This window comes from Blautia marasmi (assembly GCF_900258535.1).
GTDB lineage: Bacteria > Bacillota > Clostridia > Lachnospirales > Lachnospiraceae > Blautia > Blautia hominis.
Map to the genome: position 1 here is coordinate 499751 of NZ_OIWX01000001.1, position 21262 is coordinate 521012.

24 protein-coding genes and 1 pseudogene are annotated in these 21262 nt (G+C 43.6%); 5 read left to right on the forward strand and 20 right to left on the reverse strand.

Annotated features, from left to right (window positions below; all coding sequences use genetic code 11):
- Nucleotides 1-18: 18 nt before the first annotated feature.
- The 10 genes from C6P39_RS02120 to C6P39_RS02160 form a co-directional block, all read right to left on the reverse strand.
- Nucleotides 19-714, reverse strand: coding sequence for a response regulator transcription factor (locus C6P39_RS02120; protein WP_104802628.1), 696 nt, complete (start codon nt 712-714; stop codon nt 19-21).
- Complete coding sequence (locus tag C6P39_RS02125) at nt 686-2203, reverse strand: sensor histidine kinase (protein WP_104802629.1); 1518 nt, start codon at nt 2201-2203, stop codon at nt 686-688. The genes C6P39_RS02120 and C6P39_RS02125 overlap by 29 nt, the downstream gene beginning before the upstream one ends.
- 166 nt (nt 2204-2369) lie before the next feature.
- Complete coding sequence (locus C6P39_RS28660; protein WP_158661433.1) at nt 2370-2534, reverse strand: 4Fe-4S binding protein; 165 nt, start codon at nt 2532-2534, stop codon at nt 2370-2372.
- 34 nt (nt 2535-2568) lie between these two features.
- Nucleotides 2569-3339, reverse strand: a complete 771-nt coding sequence (locus C6P39_RS02130) for an SDR family NAD(P)-dependent oxidoreductase (protein WP_104802630.1) — start codon at nt 3337-3339, stop codon at nt 2569-2571.
- Between the two features lie 17 nt (nt 3340-3356).
- The gene (locus C6P39_RS02135) at nt 3357-3875 is read right to left on the reverse strand and encodes a flavodoxin family protein (protein ID WP_104802631.1); all 519 of its coding nucleotides are present in this window, start codon (nt 3873-3875) and stop codon (nt 3357-3359) included.
- Nucleotides 3876-3892: 17 nt separating this feature from the next.
- The gene (locus tag C6P39_RS02140) at nt 3893-4432 is read right to left on the reverse strand and encodes a flavodoxin family protein (protein WP_104802632.1); all 540 of its coding nucleotides are present in this window, start codon (nt 4430-4432) and stop codon (nt 3893-3895) included.
- A gap of 98 nt (nt 4433-4530) precedes the next feature.
- Nucleotides 4531-4764, reverse strand: a complete 234-nt coding sequence (locus tag C6P39_RS02145; protein ID WP_104802633.1) for a hypothetical protein — start codon at nt 4762-4764, stop codon at nt 4531-4533.
- Nucleotides 4765-5333: 569 nt separating this feature from the next.
- Nucleotides 5334-5480, reverse strand: a complete 147-nt coding sequence (locus tag C6P39_RS28665) for a DUF1016 N-terminal domain-containing protein (protein ID WP_408608508.1) — start codon at nt 5478-5480, stop codon at nt 5334-5336.
- 279 nt (nt 5481-5759) lie between these two features.
- Nucleotides 5760-6116, reverse strand: a complete 357-nt coding sequence (locus C6P39_RS02155; RefSeq protein WP_104802635.1) for a PIN domain-containing protein — start codon at nt 6114-6116, stop codon at nt 5760-5762.
- Complete coding sequence (locus tag C6P39_RS02160; RefSeq protein WP_104802636.1) at nt 6100-6372, reverse strand: type II toxin-antitoxin system RelB/DinJ family antitoxin; 273 nt, start codon at nt 6370-6372, stop codon at nt 6100-6102. The genes C6P39_RS02155 and C6P39_RS02160 overlap by 17 nt, the downstream gene beginning before the upstream one ends.
- Before the next feature lie 166 nt (nt 6373-6538).
- Here C6P39_RS02160 and C6P39_RS28400 point away from each other — a divergent pair.
- Nucleotides 6539-6907: pseudogene (locus C6P39_RS28400) on the forward strand (transposase); the annotation flags it as partial.
- Between the two features lie 255 nt (nt 6908-7162).
- Here the strand turns inward: C6P39_RS28400 and C6P39_RS02170 are convergent.
- From C6P39_RS02170 to C6P39_RS02200, 7 genes are all read right to left on the reverse strand, one after another.
- Nucleotides 7163-7756 (reverse strand): beta-class carbonic anhydrase, encoded by a 594-nt coding sequence (locus C6P39_RS02170; protein ID WP_242986876.1) that lies wholly within the window; start codon nt 7754-7756, stop codon nt 7163-7165.
- Entirely contained in the window at nt 7713-8372 is a 660-nt protein-coding gene (locus C6P39_RS02175) for a YczE/YyaS/YitT family protein (protein ID WP_104802638.1), read from the reverse strand. The genes C6P39_RS02170 and C6P39_RS02175 overlap by 44 nt, the downstream gene beginning before the upstream one ends.
- The gene (deoD, locus tag C6P39_RS02180; RefSeq protein ID WP_104802639.1) at nt 8365-9081 is read right to left on the reverse strand and encodes a purine-nucleoside phosphorylase; all 717 of its coding nucleotides are present in this window, start codon (nt 9079-9081) and stop codon (nt 8365-8367) included. Before deoD ends, C6P39_RS02175 begins: the two co-directional genes overlap by 8 nt.
- A 225-nt stretch (nt 9082-9306) precedes the next feature.
- On the reverse strand, nt 9307-10143 hold the full coding sequence (locus C6P39_RS02185) for an SAM hydrolase/SAM-dependent halogenase family protein (RefSeq protein WP_104802640.1): 837 nt from the start codon (nt 10141-10143) through the stop codon (nt 9307-9309).
- A 36-nt stretch (nt 10144-10179) separates the two neighbouring features.
- Entirely contained in the window at nt 10180-11031 is an 852-nt protein-coding gene (locus tag C6P39_RS02190) for an SAM hydrolase/SAM-dependent halogenase family protein (RefSeq protein WP_104802641.1), read from the reverse strand.
- Between the two features lie 171 nt (nt 11032-11202).
- Entirely contained in the window at nt 11203-12621 is a 1419-nt protein-coding gene (locus C6P39_RS02195) for an MFS transporter (RefSeq protein ID WP_104802642.1), read from the reverse strand.
- A 12-nt stretch (nt 12622-12633) separates the two neighbouring features.
- Nucleotides 12634-13413, reverse strand: a complete 780-nt coding sequence (locus C6P39_RS02200; protein ID WP_104802643.1) for a GNAT family N-acetyltransferase — start codon at nt 13411-13413, stop codon at nt 12634-12636.
- Nucleotides 13414-13665: 252 nt separating this feature from the next.
- Between C6P39_RS02200 and C6P39_RS02205 the strand changes: the two genes are divergently transcribed.
- The gene (locus C6P39_RS02205) at nt 13666-14391 is read left to right on the forward strand and encodes a GntR family transcriptional regulator (protein ID WP_104802644.1); all 726 of its coding nucleotides are present in this window, start codon (nt 13666-13668) and stop codon (nt 14389-14391) included.
- Nucleotides 14392-14557: 166 nt separating this feature from the next.
- Here the strand turns inward: C6P39_RS02205 and C6P39_RS02210 are convergent, their stop codons facing one another.
- A complete protein-coding gene (locus C6P39_RS02210; RefSeq protein ID WP_104802645.1) occupies nt 14558-16021 on the reverse strand; it encodes a GntR family transcriptional regulator in 1464 nt (487 codons plus the stop codon).
- Nucleotides 16022-16194: 173 nt separating this feature from the next.
- Between C6P39_RS02210 and C6P39_RS02215 the strand changes: the two genes are divergently transcribed.
- The 3 genes from C6P39_RS02215 (at nt 16195) to C6P39_RS02225 (ending at nt 20091) form a co-directional block, all read left to right on the forward strand.
- A complete protein-coding gene (locus C6P39_RS02215; RefSeq protein WP_104802646.1) occupies nt 16195-16386 on the forward strand; it encodes a hypothetical protein in 192 nt (63 codons plus the stop codon).
- Nucleotides 16373-18931 carry a hybrid sensor histidine kinase/response regulator gene (locus C6P39_RS02220; protein ID WP_104802647.1) on the forward strand — a complete coding sequence of 853 codons (2559 nt, stop codon included), beginning with the start codon at nt 16373-16375 and terminating at the stop codon, nt 18929-18931. The genes C6P39_RS02215 and C6P39_RS02220 overlap by 14 nt, the downstream gene beginning before the upstream one ends.
- A 191-nt stretch (nt 18932-19122) precedes the next feature.
- The gene (locus tag C6P39_RS02225; RefSeq protein ID WP_095173604.1) at nt 19123-20091 is read left to right on the forward strand and encodes a serine hydrolase domain-containing protein; all 969 of its coding nucleotides are present in this window, start codon (nt 19123-19125) and stop codon (nt 20089-20091) included.
- 86 nt (nt 20092-20177) lie between these two features.
- Here C6P39_RS02225 and C6P39_RS02230 read toward each other — a convergent pair whose 3' ends face one another.
- Together C6P39_RS02230 and C6P39_RS02235 are read right to left on the reverse strand one after the other, a co-directional pair.
- Nucleotides 20178-20771: an ATP-dependent Clp protease proteolytic subunit gene (locus C6P39_RS02230; protein WP_104802648.1), complete on the reverse strand. Its 594-nt coding sequence runs from the start codon at nt 20769-20771 to the stop codon at nt 20178-20180.
- Nucleotides 20768-21190, reverse strand: a complete 423-nt coding sequence (locus C6P39_RS02235) for a helix-turn-helix domain-containing protein (protein ID WP_095173602.1) — start codon at nt 21188-21190, stop codon at nt 20768-20770. Before C6P39_RS02235 ends, C6P39_RS02230 begins: the two co-directional genes overlap by 4 nt.
- Nucleotides 21191-21262 lie beyond the last annotated feature (72 nt).

A 21262-nucleotide genomic window follows, 5' to 3' on the forward strand; every position in this document is an offset into this window, starting at 1 on the left:
CTCCGTTATCTTCTATTATCAATTGATCCGAAAGCGGTATCCCGCCCCCCAGACAGTCTCAATAAATTGCGTTTTTGAAACATTTTTACCCAGTTTTTCCCGCAGACGGTTAATGTGCACAGTCACGGTTGCGGCGTCCCCCATGGAATCCATGCCCCATATCCGGTCAAAAAGCGTATCTTTAGAAAAGACGATATTGGGATTTTCCGCCATAAAAAGCAGAAGTTCAAATTCCTTATTCACAAGGAACACCTCTTTTTGATCCAGATATACCATCCTGGATCTCGGAAGTATGCTTAGGTTCTGATAAGTGATCTCCGTCTCCTCTTTTTCTTCCTGGTTTTCCAAAAGCAGGTTGTGGATATGGATATGGGATTTTACCCGGGCCACTAATTCCGCAGGACTGAATGGTTTTACCAGATAATCATCCGCACCCAGCCCAAGACCCCTGATTTTGTCAATATCTTCTTTTTTAGCTGTCACCATAATGATAGGCAGCCGCAAAGTGCGTCTCAGTCCCCGGCAGACCTCAAAGCCTGTTTTCCCCGGAAGCATCACATCCAGCAAAATAGCATCATAGCGTTCTGTCTTTGCCTTCTTTTCACCGCTGGGTCCGTCAAAAGCGATTTCTGTCTCAAATCCATTCGCCTCCAGATAGTCCCGCTCCAGCTCTGCGATCAATTCATCATCTTCCACGATCAATATTTTTTCCATCTATATCCTCCCGGTCAGCCGGCAGATGGATAACGATTGCCAGACCATCTCTGTTCTCTGCTTTCACCTTCCCTCCATGTCCGAGGATGATCTCTTTCACCACCGCCAATCCTATGCCGCTGCCTTTTTCCAACTGGCTTCTTGCGTCATCCACCCTGTAAAAACTGTCAAATAACTGCTCCAAACTCTCTCCCGGTACTCCCGGTCCATCATCTTGAAATACCAATTCGATATCCGCACCCTCTAAAGTGCGTTTCAGGGTGATCAGAATGTGTGATTTTTCTGAATTACGGTATTTGACCGTGTTCGTAAACAGATTGTCAAATACCCTCTTAAATTCCTCCCTGTCAATCTGCACCGGAAATGCCTCTTTTCCATACACAAATTTCATTTCTACCTTATTCTGCTCTGCGTCATGCCTGCAGGTTTCCAGATATTGTTCCACGAATTCTTTGAGATCCGCTTCCTCCATGTGGTAACAAAAACCGCTGTCCAGCCGGGTGTACTCAGAAAGACTGTCTACAAGACTCACAAGATTACCGGTCCTGGTCTTGATCGCACTCAGATAACGTGTTCTCTTTTCCGGAGTATCTGCAATGCCTTCCATTAACCCATCCAGATATCCAATGATGGAGGTAAGCGGCGTCCTCAGATCATGGGAAATACCTCTGATGAGATCTTTTCTCCGCTTTTCATCCCGCAGACGCTGGTCCACAGACTCTTTTAAGTAGGCACGCATCTCGTCAAAATCCCTGCATACTTCCCCAAACTCATCTTTTTTCTGATACCCCATTACCGTATCCAGATTGCCTTCCCGGATCTCTTTGGTTCCCATACTGAGCTGACGCAGGGGCTTTAAGATGCTCCTCGAGATCCACCAGGATGAGATTCCATTCACAAACAGCGTCAAAAGGACGAAGAAAAGAATAATGCCATACAGGTATTTCAGAATGTAATTCTTCAGGTAATTGACTACGCCCTGATCCGTCTGCTGTCGATGTACGGCTGTAATGCAGAAAGTCTTCTCCCCATGATAAAATGTATTTTTAATGACAGACACCTCGTGCCTGCTGGCCGTAAGTGTCTTTGCCGTATCAATCGCATCCCCGGCCACTGACCGGGCTGCCTGCATATCCTCCTCTGTAAGGTTGGTATAGATCAGCTTTTCATTTTTTGTGATCATAAACTGATATCCCATCCCCGACAGCTTATTTTCCAGATGGTGCATTTCGTCCGTCCTCGTAATTTCCCCTGAGACATCCGTATGCACTCCCTGCCCCCAGTTATTCTCCCAAAGTTCCTGCTGATAGGTATAGATCATGCTCTGGGCAAACTGGTTACTGTTTTCATCACTGTACATAGCTTCCAGTGTATACCAGAAGCTGCCAAGCGATGTGTGCAGGCAGACATTGATCACGATTGCCGTAAATAAGATTGGTATCAGGACCATCATAATATTGGACAGCCTGATCTTTTTCTTAATCGTCATTTGCTCGCTCTCCTTTATCCCTGTATCTTTACTGAACCCGGTATCCTGTCTCAAGAAGTGTGTGGATCTTACGGCTTCATCAGAAATACAGGCTATCATATGCGTATAAAGGATTTCTCACAAAAAAATAAACTATTTATAAACTAATCGTTTTCCATCATGGTTTTCATTTCTTCCATATATTTTGGAATGTCGAAGCCCTGGGGCAATGCCGGCTGCAGGAGCCGCACCCAATACAAGTCCTGGAATCATCCTGATCCTCTACCGGGAGCCTCATAACGCCCATACCCAGTCTGGAAAGCCGGATACCTTTATATTCTTTATATTGCATTTTTTATGTTCCTCTCTATATGAAATCCATATCCTTAAAGAAATGCACCGTTGCAGACCTGGAGCACCTGCCCCCGTACGGCTTTCCCCATCTTGCTGGCCAGGTACAGGCAGGCATATGCCTGATCCATGGCATCACACTCCGGTCCCGGAAAATAGACATAATGACCGCTGTATTTCAGCATCTCATTTCCTCCTGGCTGTTCACCCGCCTTATTGGCAAGATGGGCCGGTGTGATGGTTGCTCCCGGTGCAACGGCATTACATCGGATATTGGTATCGACAAGCCGCATTGCCACGTTCTTGGTCAGTGTATTCAGCGCGCCTTTTGTGGAGGTATAGGTTGCCCCGCAGAAAGGTCTTTCTCCATTTACAGATGAAATATTGATGATTACGCCTTCGTTCTTCGGCATGAATATCTTCAATGCCTCCCGAATGTAACGCATGGGACCTCCTAAATTTGTATCCATCACATATCGCATCCATTCGTCATCGGTCTCGTCAATCATCTTCTGCTCACCAATGCCCGCATTATTAATTAAGATATCCAGGTCGCCAAATGTTTCCACTGTCTCCTTCATCACCCTCCCGGTATCTTCCGTTGAACAGGTATCCGCAACAATACCAATGGCCTTTTGACCCTTCTTACAGATTCCCTCCACAACCTGATCCAGTTTTTCTTTTCCTCTGGCAGTAAGCACAACACTGGCCCCTTCCTCTGCGAAGAGCTCCGCCATTGTCCGACCCATTCCATAACTTGCTCCTGTAATGATTGCAACTTTTCCTTCTAACAACTTTGCATCCATAGTTCCTATCTCCTTTTCTACAGTCTCTCACCAAATTTTCTTAGTTCATTTAACTTTTCTTCTGATTTGTTCTGCTTACCATAAGCCGTGTAGATTCCCATATCCTCCAGCTTTAAATAATCCAGAAATGAGTTCTGATACTCATAGATGGCACCGCCAAATACACCGTCACTTCCGGAACTTAAAATCAAAGCGGCTTTCTTCAGATGTTTTGGTTTATCTAACGCATAAATGCGATTGATGGCGCATTGAAGCTGTCCTGTGAAACTATGATAATAGACCGGGGATGCCAGCACGATCATCTCTGCCTCCTCCAGAACCGGATAGATCTCCTGCATATCATCCTGCCGGATGCATCTTCCGTTTCCTTTTGTATGGCAGTATTCACAGGCAAGGCATCCTGCTATATTTTTGCTGCATACAGCCACAACGGTAATGTCATGCCCGTTTTTCTCTGCCCCTTCCACAAAAGCATTCACCATGGCAGCTGTATTCCCATTGGGGCGGGGACTTCCATTGAATACTAAGATTTTCATATGCTCTCACGCCTCCCTTATACTTCTTTTCCGGTCTGGTAGGCCTTTTCCAATGCCGGATGCTTTTCAATCTCTCCCGCTTGATCGACTCCGCCTGCGTACACAGTGCCGGCAAGACGTGCCTTTTCAAAGCAGGAGATCCATCCTTTCACTCCGGTAAGCGCTCCCTCTATCGCATTCCCACCCTCGTCTGCCGCTGTGGCAAGCAGATAAATATCCCGGAACCGGTAATCCGCAAAGTATAATGGATTCGCGCGGTCAAGCATGGTCTTCATCTGTCCGCTCATCTCGTAATAATAGATTGGGGTGGCAAATACAAGCACATCTGCAGCAAGCATTTTGCCGGCGATGTCATTCCCGTCATCCCCAATGACACACCTCCCTGTATGCTGACAGGCAAGGCAGCCCCGACAAAAGTCAATCCTCTTATCCCGTATACTTATTTTCTCTACATGATGTCCTGCCGCCTTTGCCCCACCCATAAATGAGTCTGCTAAAAGCTCTGAATTACTCCTCTTACGAAGACTAAACGAAATAACCAAAATATTTTTTCCCATATCTGCCTCTCTCTTTCTTTATTTCTGCGGACAGCAAGACAAAGTCAAGCTCATTTGACCTTGGCAGCTGCCGCGAGAGTAACATATCCTGCAGCCTGTTACAGGATATGTTCCTTGTTAATCCGGTACACCAGGTAATCCAGACAGTATATCTTTTTTTCTTCCTTGTGCACGGTGTTTAAAAGTTGTTTTCTGTGTGCTTCCAACAATGCAAGCTGCTTTTCTTTCTGTTCTTTGTCAAAACATAATAGAAAATCTTCAATAAATTCCCAGGTGCACCCTGCATCCTTCAGATTCTGGACAACGGCCTCTCTTTTTTCTAAATTTATCATTTACTTCACTGCTTCCTTCTGTATTTGCTTTTATGCACATGTTGTTATTTGATGTTCCATCTTAGTGGTTTCATCGGTCCTGATTTCACCTTTTGCATCCTTGTCATCCATAATGATGTTCCCCATATCCTGAATGGATCGTACCGGCACAAAGGCTACCCCCTGATGATTGCCGGACTTGGACTTGCTTCCAGATTTTAAAATATAACTTTTTCTCTTTAATGTTAGTATAATATTGCAGACACAAAATAACAAATACTTATAATTAATGATCATGTATAGTTGAAACCTATTCTATGACATACTAACCCATATTTATACCCGTGCGGGCATCTCGTGACATATGCTCCTAAGGAACGGACACTGCGCGATAAGGTATACTTATTGAATCCACTCTCAGACATTCATCCAAGTTACTGTCTGCAATCAGGTCACACAGTTTCTCCTGATGCCTTACTGTTACTGCTTCTATCGCATAATATCGGTTCATACAATCCCTTTTTTCCACTAAAAAAGCAGAAGAGTCCTTCCTGATTCAGAAAGGTACTCTTCTGCTCTTGATTTTTATATTATATTTTTTTAGCATAAAAACCTTTTATTCCAGGAAAAGCATCTTTTAGTTCAGCGCTCAATGTTGAGTATATTTTGCTGCCCCACTTTGACTCAGCATCTCTTTGAACGATGTCTTTTCCAATATCCCAATAGAGAAGTAACAATTCAGTATTTACACGTACAGCAGCTTTTAGCTGACTCTGTTTTATTCTCTGTTTTATATCTTAGAGCCAATCTTTAAAATATGAGTCATTAAATATCTTTATATCTTTTGACAAGCTTTTCACCTCTATTCCATTTCAAACTAATCACATATAAATTAGATAATATTACATTATATGACTTCACTGACCGGATACATAAAAACACCCCTTTCATCCTTATTTTCCACATCAAAAAAGCGCCCTGCATATACGGCACAAAGCGCTTTTTCCAACATTCCTTTACAGCATCTTATTCAGTTTTTTATCAAAACTCGCAATCTCATCACCCAGCACCCTGTGCCGTGCAATCAGGATACAATCCACAAAATCAAGGGATGTTTCTGAAAACAGGGACAATGCCTCACAGACAGCCTCCTGATTCTCCACTGTCACTTCATCCAAAAACTCTATCAAAGTCCTGCCAATCGTATCCCGTTCAATTTTGTACACGCCTTTCAGAACATAAACTACTTCCGCAATAATCTCCGGCAGGGTGAAAGCGCCATCCTCTATAATCCGTCTGGCTTCCTCTGACATTTGCGGATGGTCTCCCAGAAGATATCTCAAGATGACATTCGCATCAATCAGTTTTCTCATGCTTTCCTACCATTGCCCTTTCGTATGCGCCGTCCTCCTCTGCCGCCAGCTTCGTATTTGCATATCCTGAAAGACGCCTATAGGTGTTTTTCCGGTTTGCCGTCATAGCAAACGGCATCCCGTTTTCCTGAACGCTCTGCTTTGCAAATATGCGTACCGCCTCTGCAAAAGATGTCCCCATATCCCGGTACAATGCTTCTGCCTTCTCTTTCAAATCAGCATCCATACGAACTTGTAATGTTGCTTCCTTCGCCATAATACCGCCTCCTTTTCTGTAATACAATCGTATTACATATTTTCTCTTTTGTCAATATGATATGCTCTTTTCAGAATTTTATTAAAACTCTTTCAAAGTAAACGATACCTTCCACAGTCCCTTATAGGAAGTGTCCTTCACCAGCCCCGCCTTGTAACCTTCCATATATGAAGACAACTCCTTCGTCCAAAGGACTCTTCCTGCAGTTGATTTCATTAAACTGCTCATCCAGCATATCCCTGAAAAGAATTTCAAGATGACCCGGTGCTATGGGCTTTATGCCAGACACCGGGAGATCGACAAGCAGCTTCACAAGGCTGTCCAAAGATCAAAACACCGGATAATCCTTGATCTTAATACCTGGCGCAATCGTTTTCTGCTCACCATGGGTTTTGACCCTCTGCAATGTCCAAACTGCAAAAAAGAAATGCTCTTTCTTGAGCTGTATCATAAACACGAACGGGTTTCTCTGGAGGAATTATACAAAAGGACAATGATAAAGCATGGTCTTTATCCCCGCTCCCGGTCTGCTTGACTTCTCTTCCCATCTGTTCCATACTGTATTTATTACAGATTGGAGGATGATACAAGTGGAGCAAAAATTTATAGACGAACTCAGGCAAAAATATATCAAAGATCCACCAGAAGGAAAAGGGTTCTCCGATAGGAGAACTTTCCTTTAATATAAAATAATAGACAATCACCAATAAATGATGGTTGTCTACATTCAAAGGACCGGAAACCAATTCCGGCCCTTTAAGGTTTTTGTATTGTACAGTTTCCCCCATAACTAAAACAGACAATCGGATTCTTTCACTTCCATCAATTCCCCTGTCTCGGTATTCATTACAAAACCAAAGATACCCACATCCTCCGGAACCAGAGGATGTTCTTTTAATAATGAAACGGTATCCCGTACGGCTTCCTCCACTTCCTGAATTCCGGAAAGCCACTCATTCAGATCAAATCCTCCACTGCCTGATCTCTCTAGGTTCTCTATTTTTATTTTACGCTTACGCATTTTTTCAATCATTTGGATACTGTCCATCTTTTCCACGCCGCAGTCTGTATGTCCGATCACCATGATCTTCGTAACTCCTAATTCAAAGATAGCCACCAGCAGGCTTTTCACCTCACTCCCATAGGCATCCCTCGTTACGCCGCCCGCATTTCTGATGATCTTGGCATCACCGTTTTCCAGTCCCAACGCCGCGGGCAGAAGTTCTGTCAGTCTCGTATCCATACAGGTCAGAATCGCAAGTTTCTTTTTAGGGTATTTCTCGGTTTGGTACCTCTCATATCTTCTTTCCTGCACAAATCTGCGGTTATACATTACTATTTCATCCATCGCTTCCGGCTCTGAAGCTCTCTTCTGTAAACGCATTTCTCTTTCCCCCTCCGTTTTCTGAGGTTGCCTGATGCCATATGCAAAATACCCGGTTATAGATATGCCCCATGCCACATACGCACAGGACAGTACCTAAACCGACAGCACCGCCCATCAGGAACCCCAGCACAGTACAGCACAGATCCACAGATATCTTTGCGTACTTCATAGAAATACCGGCTTTGTCTTTCAACACTTCCAGGAGTATATCCGCACAATTTGGTCCCAAATCCTGGAATACCACAGTCGAAAATCCTGCCCCTGCCAAAAACATTCCTGCCAAAAACAGAAGATACCCTGACACCGTATAGGGTTCTACTGTAAAAGGTGAAACGAGTCCTACGAATGTATTCAGAGATACGGCAAAACTCAGCATTGACAGAAATGTCCCCCATTTCAGGTACTTCCTGTTTAATAAGGTACATACCACCAGGATCAGCATATTGACCACAAAAGATGCGGTCCCCATCTCCAGACCAATGATCTTATGCACTCCATCATAAAGGGCACTGACAGGATCAACACCCATCCCGGCCTTCGTACATAAAGCTACGCCTAATCCCGCCGCCAGATTTCCGAATAACAGCCGGACTGTCCTTATACTTTTACACATCTGCTTTCTCCGCCAGTCTAAGCGCAGCTTCCAGCATTACAGTAAAGCTTGTTCTTCTCTCATCTGCTCCCATAGCTTCCCCCCGCAGAGGAAGATCTGATATTGTAAGCATGGTAAGAGCCTTTTTCCCTAATCTGACCGCATTACAGTAGAGCGCAAGAGACTCCATCTCTACACACAGTACGTTCATTTTCTTCCACTTCGCAACAGCATCTTTTTCATCTGTATAAAATAGATCCGAAGTCAGGATCACGCCTGTCTGATAAGACACACCCCTCTCCTCCATAATCTCTGAGGCCAGTTTCACCAGACCAAAATCCGCAACCGGCGTATATGTACCCGGAAGATCATACTGGGATACATAAGCGGAATCTGTACACAGCCCCATACCGATGACCACATCTCCCATGGAAAGACTGTCCGAGATAGCGCCTGCGGAACCAACCCGGATGATCGTATCCACATCATAGTCTCTGTACAGCTCCATGGAATAAATTCCCATGCTCGGGACTCCCATCCCACTTGACTGTACCGAGATCCGCTTTCCTTTGTAGCTTCCTGTATAACCAAGCATATTCCTGACCGTATTGTAACATACAGCGTCCTCCAGATATGTCTCAGCGATCAGCTTTGCCCTGAGCGGATCCCCGGGCATCAGAACGATCTTTGCAATATCCCCTGTTTGTGCTTCATTATGTGGTGTAGCCATTCTAATCCCCTCCAATCCTTTTGATTCCCAGCCAATCCTCTACTTCCGTCCTAAAGCGGTCTAACACGCTCAGGCAGACTCTTCCTTCCACTGCCAAACCTCCTTTATCACACTCTCTTTTCATCCTTTTTCTGCAAATGACGTTTCCATTGCCTGAATCATCAGCTTTTTCGCCTCTTCGACTGAAAGGCCAAAATGGGCGTCTATAAACTGAAGCTCCATTCTTTACGCCTCACAGATTTCCACTGTATAATTTACATCCGGCTCCATATGATACTTCTGCCTGAAATCCGCCTGGTTGCTGCCGATCGTAACAAAAGAAGCAAGATCATTGAATAAGACATCCTCACCTTTTCCCACATAACCAAATGACCGCTCATAAGGGATCAGCCCGTCAAACACCTTTTTATCATCTGTTCCAATGGTCACATGCAGTTTTTCGCCTATTTTAAAACCTGCTTTGACAAAATTACTGTTTAAAACAGAAAGTTCTGCACTGCCGAAAGGATCATAACTCTGTATCACTGCTCTCACATATTTTTCACGTACTTCCGCTGTCTGGATCTTATGAAGTACGATCTCCTCTGTCGGATATTCTTTTCCAACCTCCTCAAAAGTGATCTTGCCGGAAGCCAGTTTTGCTGCACAGTAGGCGAATAAATCCCTGCCATGGAATGTATGTACTTCTTTTGTCTCCTGATAACGGTTCTTCTCCTCGTCGATTTCCCGGATCGCTTCCACCCCGATCATGGCATTGAGATATGTCAGTGTTCCATTGTCAGGAGTCACTACATAACTTCCATTTTTCAACTTTGCCACAGATGCACGGCGGCTCGTTCCTACTCCCGGATCTACCACAGAGACAAATACCGTTCCCGCCGGCCAGTATGGCACGGTATACTGAAGACAGTACGATGCCGCTTCGATATCAAAAGCCGGCAGTAAATGTGTAATATCACATGTGATCAGCTCACTGTCCACAAGCTTACACATTCCATGCATACAAGCTACAAGCCCTGAGTTCACTCCAAAATCTGACTGCATTACAATTGTCGGTTTCATAATCCATTTCCTCCTCTTATCTGTTTTCCTGGTTTCCTAACACTTTTTCATTTTCATTATCCACTCCGGTCCGACCTGGATACCATATTGATCACTCATATTTCTGCTGTTGACCGCGATCTGGATTTGGAGTGTCTCGCTTACCATCAAAAGCGGCTCTCCCACAGCAACTGCACCAAAAGACGGCTGGAACGGAACTTTCTGTGAGTATACAGGAGCATCCTGTCCTTTCTTTAAGATCTGTACATCCATCCAATCTCCATATCCGATCCCTTCTTCTTCAAAAACTTCTGCCGGAATATTAGAACAGATCAGTCCAAAATGATAGTCCGCTGTGTCGATCATTCCTGAGATACAGCCATCCTCTACCTTATATGGTATGATCTCATGCTCAACGATCTCTTCTACCGGATAAGCTTCTCCTACTTCTTCATATGTGATCACGCCTGCTGCAAGTCTTGCTGCACAATATGCGAATAAATCTCTTCCATGAAAAATATTACATTTCTCTGTTTTCTTGAGGCGGTTGACGTTCTCATCGATCACACGAACCTCATCGATCCCAAAATATTTCTTTACGTGGGTAAGACTGCCGTTATCCGGTGTCACTACATAACTTCCGTTGCTAAGCTTTGCCACACAGGCACGACGGCTTGTCCCCACACCCGGGTCAACTACAGATACAAATACCGTACCGGCCGGCCAGAAATCTATGACGAAGCTCAAAGAAGTGGAAGCCTGATAGGTGTCAAAACTTTTAATTTCATGCGTGCTGTCAAACACTCTTAATTCGGGGTCTACCATCATGCATACCCCCTGCATGGTACATACGGAAATATCCTTTGTGAAATCTGTCTGCATTACGATTGCCGGTTTATTTGTTGTCATTATTTTTTCCTCCTGAAATTTATATGATCTTATTGTAACGATTCAGTAGGTCTGCGCATTCACTGCGCTGACCGTAAGAAAGCATTCCGCAGCCAAGCAAAAATCCCATCGCCAAAGGCGATCCTGCATAGATTTTTGCCTGTAACTGTGAAGGTACTGAACAGTTACATCTTATTTTTTAACTACCAGTGACTCAAATCCTTCTGTTGTATATTCCTCGCCTACACGTTTCTTTTCCAGTGCCAGCCTCAGGGCATTCATCTTCTTATCCTGCAGAGGGGTAAGCGCAATGACAAGTCCAGCCGCCAGTACACAGATACCGGGCAATATGGTAAACATAGATTCGATCATGCCAAGCGCCCCGTTGTTTTGTGCTGCAAGGGATGCATCGAATCCACTTTTCTGAAGCAGAAATCCCTGGACTGCCGCTGCTACTGCTCCACCAAGTTTCAGCAGAAATGAGTAGTAAGACATAATGATCCCATCTCTTTTTTTCCCTCTGTTAAACTCATCGTAATCCACTACATCATAGAGAAAATTAAACACGCACATCCAATATGCACAGGTTCCCACTCCTACTAATACAACATAGACACAGCCCAGTGTAATATTCGGGATTCCCGTGAATTTTGTAAGGATCATTACCAGTCCGCTGAAAACCATACAGATAACGAACACTTTACTCTTACTGAATACGGCAACCGATTTAGTTATAAAAGGAATGAACAGGATGGAAACTATATTCATAGCTGTAAACATCAGTGATGCCTGCGTTTCCCCCAATCCCATATTATAAGTAACGTAATACAAAAGGCTGGAATTAAATAAGGTAAGGTAAATATTTGTGAGCAGTGCACAGACGATCACAAGCACATAAGGTTTCATTTTCATAAGGCTGATCACGTTGGAAAAGAAGCCTTTCAGGTTCATTTTCTCTGCATCTGCCACTTCGTCTGTCCGTTCTTTTCCTCTTGTACATCTCCACATCAGCAGTATGGTACTGACTGATATCACCGCTGATATGATCCCTGCCATAGACCATGATCTTGCATTATCAAAACCATTCTCCATCAATTTGCCTACAATGAATGTAGGTACCGAGCTGGCACAAAAGATCCCCACATATCCAAGGACTTCACGAAAAGCTGCAACTCTTACACGTTCACTGTCTACATCTGATAAAACCGAACCAAATGAATAATAAGGAATATTGAACGCTGTATATGCTGTCCAGAATATCAGTACCAATATCAGATAGTATATGTTTTTCTGAGTCTGTGGAAAATCCACCTTCAGAAACATCAGCACCAGTGAAGCTCCAAGCGGTATTAAGGATTTCAGCATCCATGGACGTCTCTTCCCATATTTGCTTTTTGAATTATCCACCAGATAACCGATGATCGGATCTGTCACCGCATCCCACACTATGGCCACCGAAATGATCGTTCCTGCCACTACCGGGCTTACCCCGGCAACAGTGATCATAAAAAACGAAAAAAACGACAGTACAAAATTATACGATGTAGAATCTCCAATAGAACCAACGGTATAACCCAGAATATCTCTTGTTTTTAGTTTTTTCTCTCCCATTTTTTCCCCCTGTTATATAAGCTGGGCCACGCCCCACCTGCCATAAATCTTAAATCCAAGTTCTGAAAAGATTGTATAGGGATTATTCTCCGGAGCAAACATGCAGGGGATCTTTCCCTGGCTATGTATCTCCCTGCACAACGTACGGATAATATCCTTTGCATACCCTCTTCCCCGGTATCCTTCACCTACACAGATTCCGCCCAGCATACAAGTCAGTTCTGCCGACGCAGCGCTGTTTCCATGAGCCACGATCCTGCCCTGTTTTTCTATGATGGCATGAACCCCTTCCATATTGCTGATCCTGTTTTCGATCATCTTCTTCTCAGAATACAGATTCTTCATTTCCGGAAAACCCATCAGGAACTCATATATCCGTCCTACATCATCCAGATCTGCAAACCTCACTTTGTTATCAGCAGGTTCCTGTTTTTCTGTCTCCTCATGGATATACAGATTATTATACGTCATTCGCTGCCGCCTACCAACCCGATTTGCTACATTTTGGACTACTTCTGCATTTCCCATGATCGTAGTGATCTTGTCGTCAGCAAGTCTGCTGACTGCCTCATGATCAAGTTCCTGATCCTCTCCTGCCACAATAAGATTGTAAAAATATTTCAGAAACACTCCAATGCATCTTCCCTCTTCTTCCTGCATGTAAATTGTCTGAAAATCTTTATCAAACCCATACTTGTCAAGATCGGAAATCAAAAACGTGTGATACACAGGCTTCTCATTCAAAAACTCTTTGAGTCTTTCCCTGTCCTCTTCCCCGCATTTCCTTAACATGACACCCTCCTTTCATCTTGTTCAACATGTTGAACTTGTTCAAATACTATCACCAAATATATTATATGTCAATAAACATACAACAAATATTTATTTTTTATCAAATATGCATAATTTCATTTTCTGTTTCTTGTGTAATTTATCCAAACCTTTCCAGCTTGCTCAACATGTTCTCACCGTATCTCTTTCAATTGTCAAAACGCTGTTTTTATGCTAAAATAAACTTGTTTATCAACCAAGGGAGGATAACTTATGAAAACTAAATTACAGAATGAGAACATGCCCACCTATCTGGGTGTTTACAATTCCTTATATTCCGATATCATAGAAGGCATATATCCGCCAAATGAACATCTGCCCGGAGAAACCGCATTGTCTGAAAAATATGGGGTCAGCCGCAATACGCTCCGCCAGGCCCTCGCAATTCTCTGTGAGGATGGAATGATCATTAAATCTCAAGGTAAAGGGACAATTGTAGCCCCCAAAAGCAGCAAAGCTTCTGCAGAGCAGACTACAACGCCCCTACTATCCATGAACAAGCTGCCGGTGAACAGCACTGTCCTCTCTTACAATTACGGTGCCCCCACCGATATCGCCAGAGACAAGCTGAACCTTTCTGCAAGCGATATCGTACTGGCCTGTAACTGTATCTTCAAATCCGATGACACTGTTCTCGGATACTCTTTTACACAGGTTCCGGCTGCATTCTTTGACGAACTCAGCCTGGATACTTCCAGAGAGGAATCCATTAAAGAACTGATCCTTGAAACGCTCTTCAAGTTTACAAAAACACTGGACATGACCGTAAAACTGATCTACGCCAACGAAATAGAGATGGAGTTCCTGAACGTGCCGCTGCAAACCCCTCTTTTGCTCATTGAGGCAATACATTATAACAAAATGAAACTCCCCTTTGCCCGGAATAAATTCTATTTTCTTCCGGAATATTACCACATTAATTTTTTACTGAACAATTAAACGCAACCCCTTTGGAATGACAAAAAAATGCAGGACCTTTTTCAGGTAACCTGCATTTTTTCAACTCTTCAATTAATACCGCTCTTATACTTACCCTGCAAATCTGATGGCAGCGGCATCCCCCGCAACCGGTGAAGGACCGCCCCATATTTCTTTCCAATTTCACCTAATATCTTTCCGGAATCCGGATATGAGCCGCATTATTAAATTTATATTTTTCTACCATATACTTTTTTACACGGACTAACATATAACGGTAGCAATCTGCCACAACCTCTGCAAAAGAACTTGCATTCCCTTCCTTTAATTGCTGAAATGCTTTCATGACTTGTCTATTGAGACGTGGAACGCTATGTTTTTTGGAAGGGTAATAAGTGAAATGATGTCCCCAATCCAGAAGGCGGCAGGTTTCAGATAATATAACAGATAGAGGGTCTAAAGTGGTATGTTTTAATATGGCCTCATATATATCTGCTATGTAAACAGAACCCGGAGAAGCCAATTTGTCTTCTAACCGGTCCAATTCTTCTTTCGTAAACCGCGGAGCTGCGGCCAGCGCAGCGGGATAAATGATCAACACCATTAACTGCAGGGCGTGAAGATAACGTAAGGCCTTTTCCGCGTATCCGGAGTTAAGCATCAGCTGATGGACCCCGGTATCATCCGGTTCTATAACAATAGTGCCTTTACCGTTTAATGTTTTTACAAAGCCTCTTTGTTCGAGTTCGGACAATGCTTTTCTGACCGTCGACAAAGAAACACCGTACTGGGCGGCAAGCTGCTTTTCATACGGAAGATACGTTCCAACCGCGTATTCTCCAAGGCCAATTTTCCGGTTCAAATCGTCAACGATCTTTGAATGGTAGTAATCCTGGCCACGCATCGGATTCCACGAAAATAACACGTTGGCCTGTTCTGTACATCCAGGCGTCACCTCTGATAAATAATGTAATGTGCTTTCAATGGAATCTGTAAGTCTTTGATACATCTCTGTTAATCGCTCGCATTTCACGGATGGATCCGTGCCTTTCAATATCTCTATAATATCACCGGCCACAGATGGAGACCCCTGTAAAAAGTGCTGAGAGAAATAAGGACACTCTTCTGTAAAAAATGTAAGTTTATTATAAAGGCCAAAGGCAGAATAGAGTTCGCTAAACAATGAATTTCCACCTATTCTCAATATATCATATCCCAAATTAGAGGGCGGACGCCACCCATCAGCTGAAAGTCCCAAACGTGCTGCTTTCATAGCCTGCTTATAGTGCGGCATGATCTCTATATCACAGGCCTGTGAAGCAAAGACCTGAATGGATGGCATGATCAGAGCATAGGTCTGGTACACCTGCAGGATACTGTCTTTTTGTTTCAGGATCTCAGTTATGGTGTCCGAAGGATCAGGCGCATCTTGTCTCGAAACAACCCTGGGTGCAAGACGGGGCTGAATCTCGATCAACCCTTCTTGCCGCAATGCATCAAAGACATGGTTGATCGTATATCTGCTCACATGAAATTGGTCACAGAACGCCCTTGAAGATGGCAGGGAATTGCCGGGGAGTATCTGACCATCCAAAATACACTGTTTAATTTCCTTATATACAAATTCAAATTTTGTTTCCTGCGGTTTCATAATCCATCTCCTATCTGTCCGAATTATAACATGTTGAACCACTTTTGTCAGTATTAAAAGCGATAACCTATTTGCACACCTTACCAATATGCTTATTGCTAACCAATTATATGTTTAGTTATAATAAAGGCAGCGGCCGGCGCCAAAATGCTGTTGACACGGATGCTTAACCGGTGAGCAGTGTGATCAAAAAGCAAGTGGTGACACGTTTCCCGGGCAGGGAAACAGACGGCATGAAAAAGGAAGGAGATATGACTATGAATCTAAGAGACTGTTATATAGGTTTCGGCGGCGATTACGATGAAGTATTAGGCAGATTATGTGGAAGCACTCCGGGGAGGCGTAAGGTAAATGGGCAGAAGTAAACAAAAAAATCCTACAACCCGTTTTCTACTATACAGTTTTATCGGTCTTCTACTCTTTAGCGTGGTTGTCTTCAGTCTTCTGGGCATTTATATGAATCGTAAGAGTAAAAATACCATTTACGAAGTTGGGGAAATCTACATGTCCGGCATGAATGAGCAAATGTCCAGGCATTTTGAAAATATCATCAAACTGCGATTTGATCAGGTAGACGGCATCATCTCCGTGGTTTCAACGGAGAACCACGATAAAGAAAGCCTATATGAGGAACTGGTTTACAGAGCGCAGGTCAGAGGTTTTGGCTATCTAGCGCTCTGCTCTGATGAGGGGGAGTTTGAGACTCTCTGCGGAGAACCAATACAGCCAATTAATCCGCCGCCTTTCGTGGAAGCATTAAAACAGGGAGAGCAAAGAGTTGCCGTAGGCGTAGACGCAGATGGAAATGATGTGGTATTGTTTGGCGTCCGGGCTGCTTATCCTATGCAGAATGGTGAGAAATGCCTGGGTCTGATCGCTGCTGTTCCTCTGGATTATATCACGGATTTTCTTTCCTTAGAGGATGAGGGACAGCTGACCTATTACCATATCATCCGGCCTGATGGCACGTTTGTGATCCGCAATCCCAATAACGAGTTATGGGATTACTTTGAACAACTGCAAGCGCAGCATGTTTCCCCTGCAGACGACTCCTCTTTAGAGAATTCCCTTGCGGAGTTTGACGCAGCATTAAGATCCGATAAAAAGTATACTACGATACTGAAAATAAATGGAGAAGACCGGCAGATTTACGGTACACCTCTCCCTTGTTCCGAGTGGTATCTGGTAGGGGTAATGCCTTACGGTATACTGGACCAGACCATAAACAGCCTGAGCACTCAGCGCATGTATATTACACTGCTGGCCTGTGCCTCTGTATTGATCCTTCTGACCTTGATCTTTCTTCGGTATTTTTCCATGACCCGTCTGCAGCTCCAGGAACTGGAAAAGACCCGTAAGCTGGCTATCGAGGCAAATAAAGCGAAAAGTGAATTTTTAGCTAATATGAGTCATGATATCCGCACACCAATGAATGCCATCGTGGGTATGACCGCCATAGCCACCGCCCACATAGAAGACCGGGAACAGGTGCGGAACTGCCTGAGAAAGATTACGCTGTCAAGTAAACATCTGTTAGGACTGATCAATGATGTTCTGGATATGTCTAAAATTGAAAGCGGCAAATTATCTTTAACAATAGAACAGATTTCTTTAAAGGAAGTTGTTGAAGGGATCGTCAACATTATGCAGCCCCAGGTGAAGGCAAAAAAGCAAAATTTTGAAATACATGTAGATAATATTCTGACGGAAAATGTGTGGTGCGATGGTGTACGTTTGAATCAGGTTTTACTGAACCTGTTATCCAATGCCACAAAATATACACCGGAAGGAGGTTCCATACGATTATCCCTGTTTGAGGAAAAATCCCCAAAAGGAGACAACTATGTGCGCATCCATATTCGTGTCAAAGATAACGGAATTGGCATGACACCGGAATTTTTGAAAAGGATATATGACTCCTACAGCCGTGCTGACGGAACCAGAATACATAAGACCGAGGGAGCCGGTTTGGGAATGTCGATCACGAAATACATTGTGGACGCAATGGAAGGAACCATTGATGTACAGAGTGAACCGAATAAAGGTACAGAATTCCATTTTACTGCGGACTTTGAAAAAGCTGCCACAACGGAAGTGGATATGGTCCTCCCCCCATGGAATATGCTGGTGGTTGATGATGACGAATTATTATGCCAAACCGCAGCAAATGCGCTTAAATCCATTGGAATAAAGGCTGAATGGACACTGAGCGGCGAGAATGCCATAGAACTGGTGGTGCAGCACCACCAAAAGAGAGACGACTATCAGATCATTTTATTAGACTGGAAGCTGCCCGGCATGAATGGTATTCAGGCTGCAAAAGAAATCCGACGTAATTTAGGGGATGATATCCCCATCCTGCTGATCTCCGCATACGATTGGAGTGAATTTGAAACTGAGGCCAGGGAAGCCGGGATCAGTGGTTTTATTTCCAAACCGTTGTTTAAATCCACTCTATTTTATAGTTTGCGTCAATATATGGGCAGTGAAGAATCCCATGATCGGATATCGGATCAGAATCTTGACATGACCGGACGCCGCATCCTGCTTGCCGAGGATAATGAATTGAACTGGGAGGTGGCAAAGGAATTGTTGGCCGCTCTGGGTATAGAACTGGATTGGGCAGAAGATGGCCAGATCTGTTTGGAGATGTTCCGGAAATCATCTGAGGGATATTATGATGCTATTCTAATGGATATACGGATGCCGCATATGACAGGATATGAGGCTGCAAAAGCGATCCGGGGACTGGATCATCCGGATGCGTTATCTATACCCATCCTTGCCATGAGTGCGGATGCTTTTTCTGATGACATACGTCAATGCTTGGAGTGCGGTATGAATGCCCATATTGCAAAGCCTATTGATGTCAAAGAACTGACCCGCTTATTGAAAAGGTATTTATTATAGATTTATGAACCTAAAGGAGACCGTTTCCGGCTTTGTGTAAATGCGAAGCTTGAAACGGTCTCTAAAAATTTAAATCCCCAAAATTTTATGGGCAGATAATACATACAAAAAAGTGCTTGCAATCCATTTTTAAAGGGCTTATCCTCAATTTAAGGATATATCCGTTAAAAATATCAAGGAGAAAACAAACCATGTTTGAAGAAAAGATCAGAGGACTGGAGCAAAAAATCAACTGCGAATATGGCAATATCGCAGGTATGGTTGTCCTCAAAAATAATGAGACACTGTACGAGAATTACTTTAATGGATATACCCCCACGGATACCTTCCATGTATTCTCAGTGACAAAAAGTATCGTATCTATATTGATCGGCATTGCGATCGATAAGGGATATATCAAGAATGTTGACCAGAAAGTATTGGATTTCTTCCCCGACTACACAATCAAGAAGGGAGAGAAAACGATCCAGACCATCACCATCAAGCACCTGCTGACCATGACAGCTCCTTATAAATTCAGGTGGACGCCATACGCAAAGGTGTTTTCCAGCAAAGACTGGGTAAAAGCTACTCTGGATTTATTGGGCGGAAAGAAGCCTGCCGGGGAGTTCAGGTACATGGAAGAAATAGGACCGGATATACTGACCGGTATCCTTACAAGGGCAACCGGACGCCCGGTGCTTGATTTCGCACAGGAATTCCTATTCTCCCCTCTTGGGATCACTGTCCCATCTAATATTATTTTATACACATCAAAGCTTCATGTTGCATTTGTCAAAAAAAACAATGCTAGCGGCTGGGTGGCCGATGAAAGCGGAACCAACACGGCCGGCTGGGGGCTGACATTGACCGCCATGGACATGGCAAAGATCGGACAATTGTATTTAAAGGAAGGGAAATGGAATGGCAGGCAGATCGTATCTTCTGCGTGGGTCCGTGAGAGTACCACGGAACACAGCCGATGGAAAAAAGAGGATCTACCCTACGGATACTTGTGGTGGACAAAGATTGTAAATGGGTACGCTGCCATGGGGAACAGTGGAAATGTGATTTATGTGAATCCATCGAAAAAAGTCGTGGTATCTGTTGCTGCGCTTTTTCAGCCTGCAGCGAAAGATATAATAGAATTTATTAATAAAGAAATTGAAACAATAGTGTGACACGGAGGTATCTCCGGCAAGGACAGCCGCGGCTGACAACAGCAGGCGAAAAACATTCGTCTTGCCGTTGACTGACGCGGCTGTTTTTACTGTCTTCTTGAAATAACAGAGTCAATCAAACCGTATTTGAGTGCTTCCTCCGCACTCATAAAGTTATCCCTATCGGTATCTCTTTCTATTTCTTCGATCGTGTGTCCTGTATTTTCAGCTAATATTCTGTTTAATCTTTGTTTGTTCTTTTGCATATATTCAGACATGATTCTTATATCGCTGGCCGGTCCTTGAATACCATTCCCATGTATCGCCGGCTGATGTATCATTATTTCAGCATTGGGTAACGCCATACGTTTACCGGGTGTGCCTCCGGCTAACAAAAATGCGCCAAAGCTTGCAGCTAAACCGACACATATGGTGGCAACATCACATTTTATATAGCTCATGGTGTCATAAATTGCAAAGCCGGAAGTTACAGAGCCTCCCGGACTGTTAATATATAACTGAATTTCTTTGTTTGGGTCCTGGGCTTCCAAAAAGAGCATTTGTGCCACGATCAAACCGGCAGAGGTATCACTAACCTCTTCCCCCAGAAAAATAATCCTGTCTGACAGCAAGCGGGAGAAAATATCATAGCTTCGTTCTCCCCGGCTCGTCTGTTCCATTACATAAGGAATTGTACTCATGCTGCCATCTCCTTGATCTCACTGATAAACATGATATATTTTGTATTATAGAAATTCCCGCACAAGGAAATTCTGTTTTGCTTTGGAATAAAAGCCCCCATACTTCTATAGGTTTTAGGCGGATATAGGTATAGCTGCTTAAAAGCAAAGGAAAATGATTGCTGTGAATCATATCCGGCTTCATAAGCGATCTGTGTAATCGGCTCATTGGATTCCACTAATTTTTCTGCAGCGATCGTAAGCCTGCGGCTTTGCAGGTATTTATAGATGGTGATCCCCGTGCATTCGGAAAATATACGGTTAAGATAAAATTTTGAATAGCCAACACTTTTAGCAATTTTATCTACGTTAATTTCTTTCTCCATGTTATCTTCCATATAATTTAGGACTTGTTTTACAATATCTTTTTGCCGTTCCATAGTTTTTTGCCTCCTTCTCGTCATTATAACAAGTTTGGATGTGGGTGTCTTAATAAAAAATGCCATTTTGTA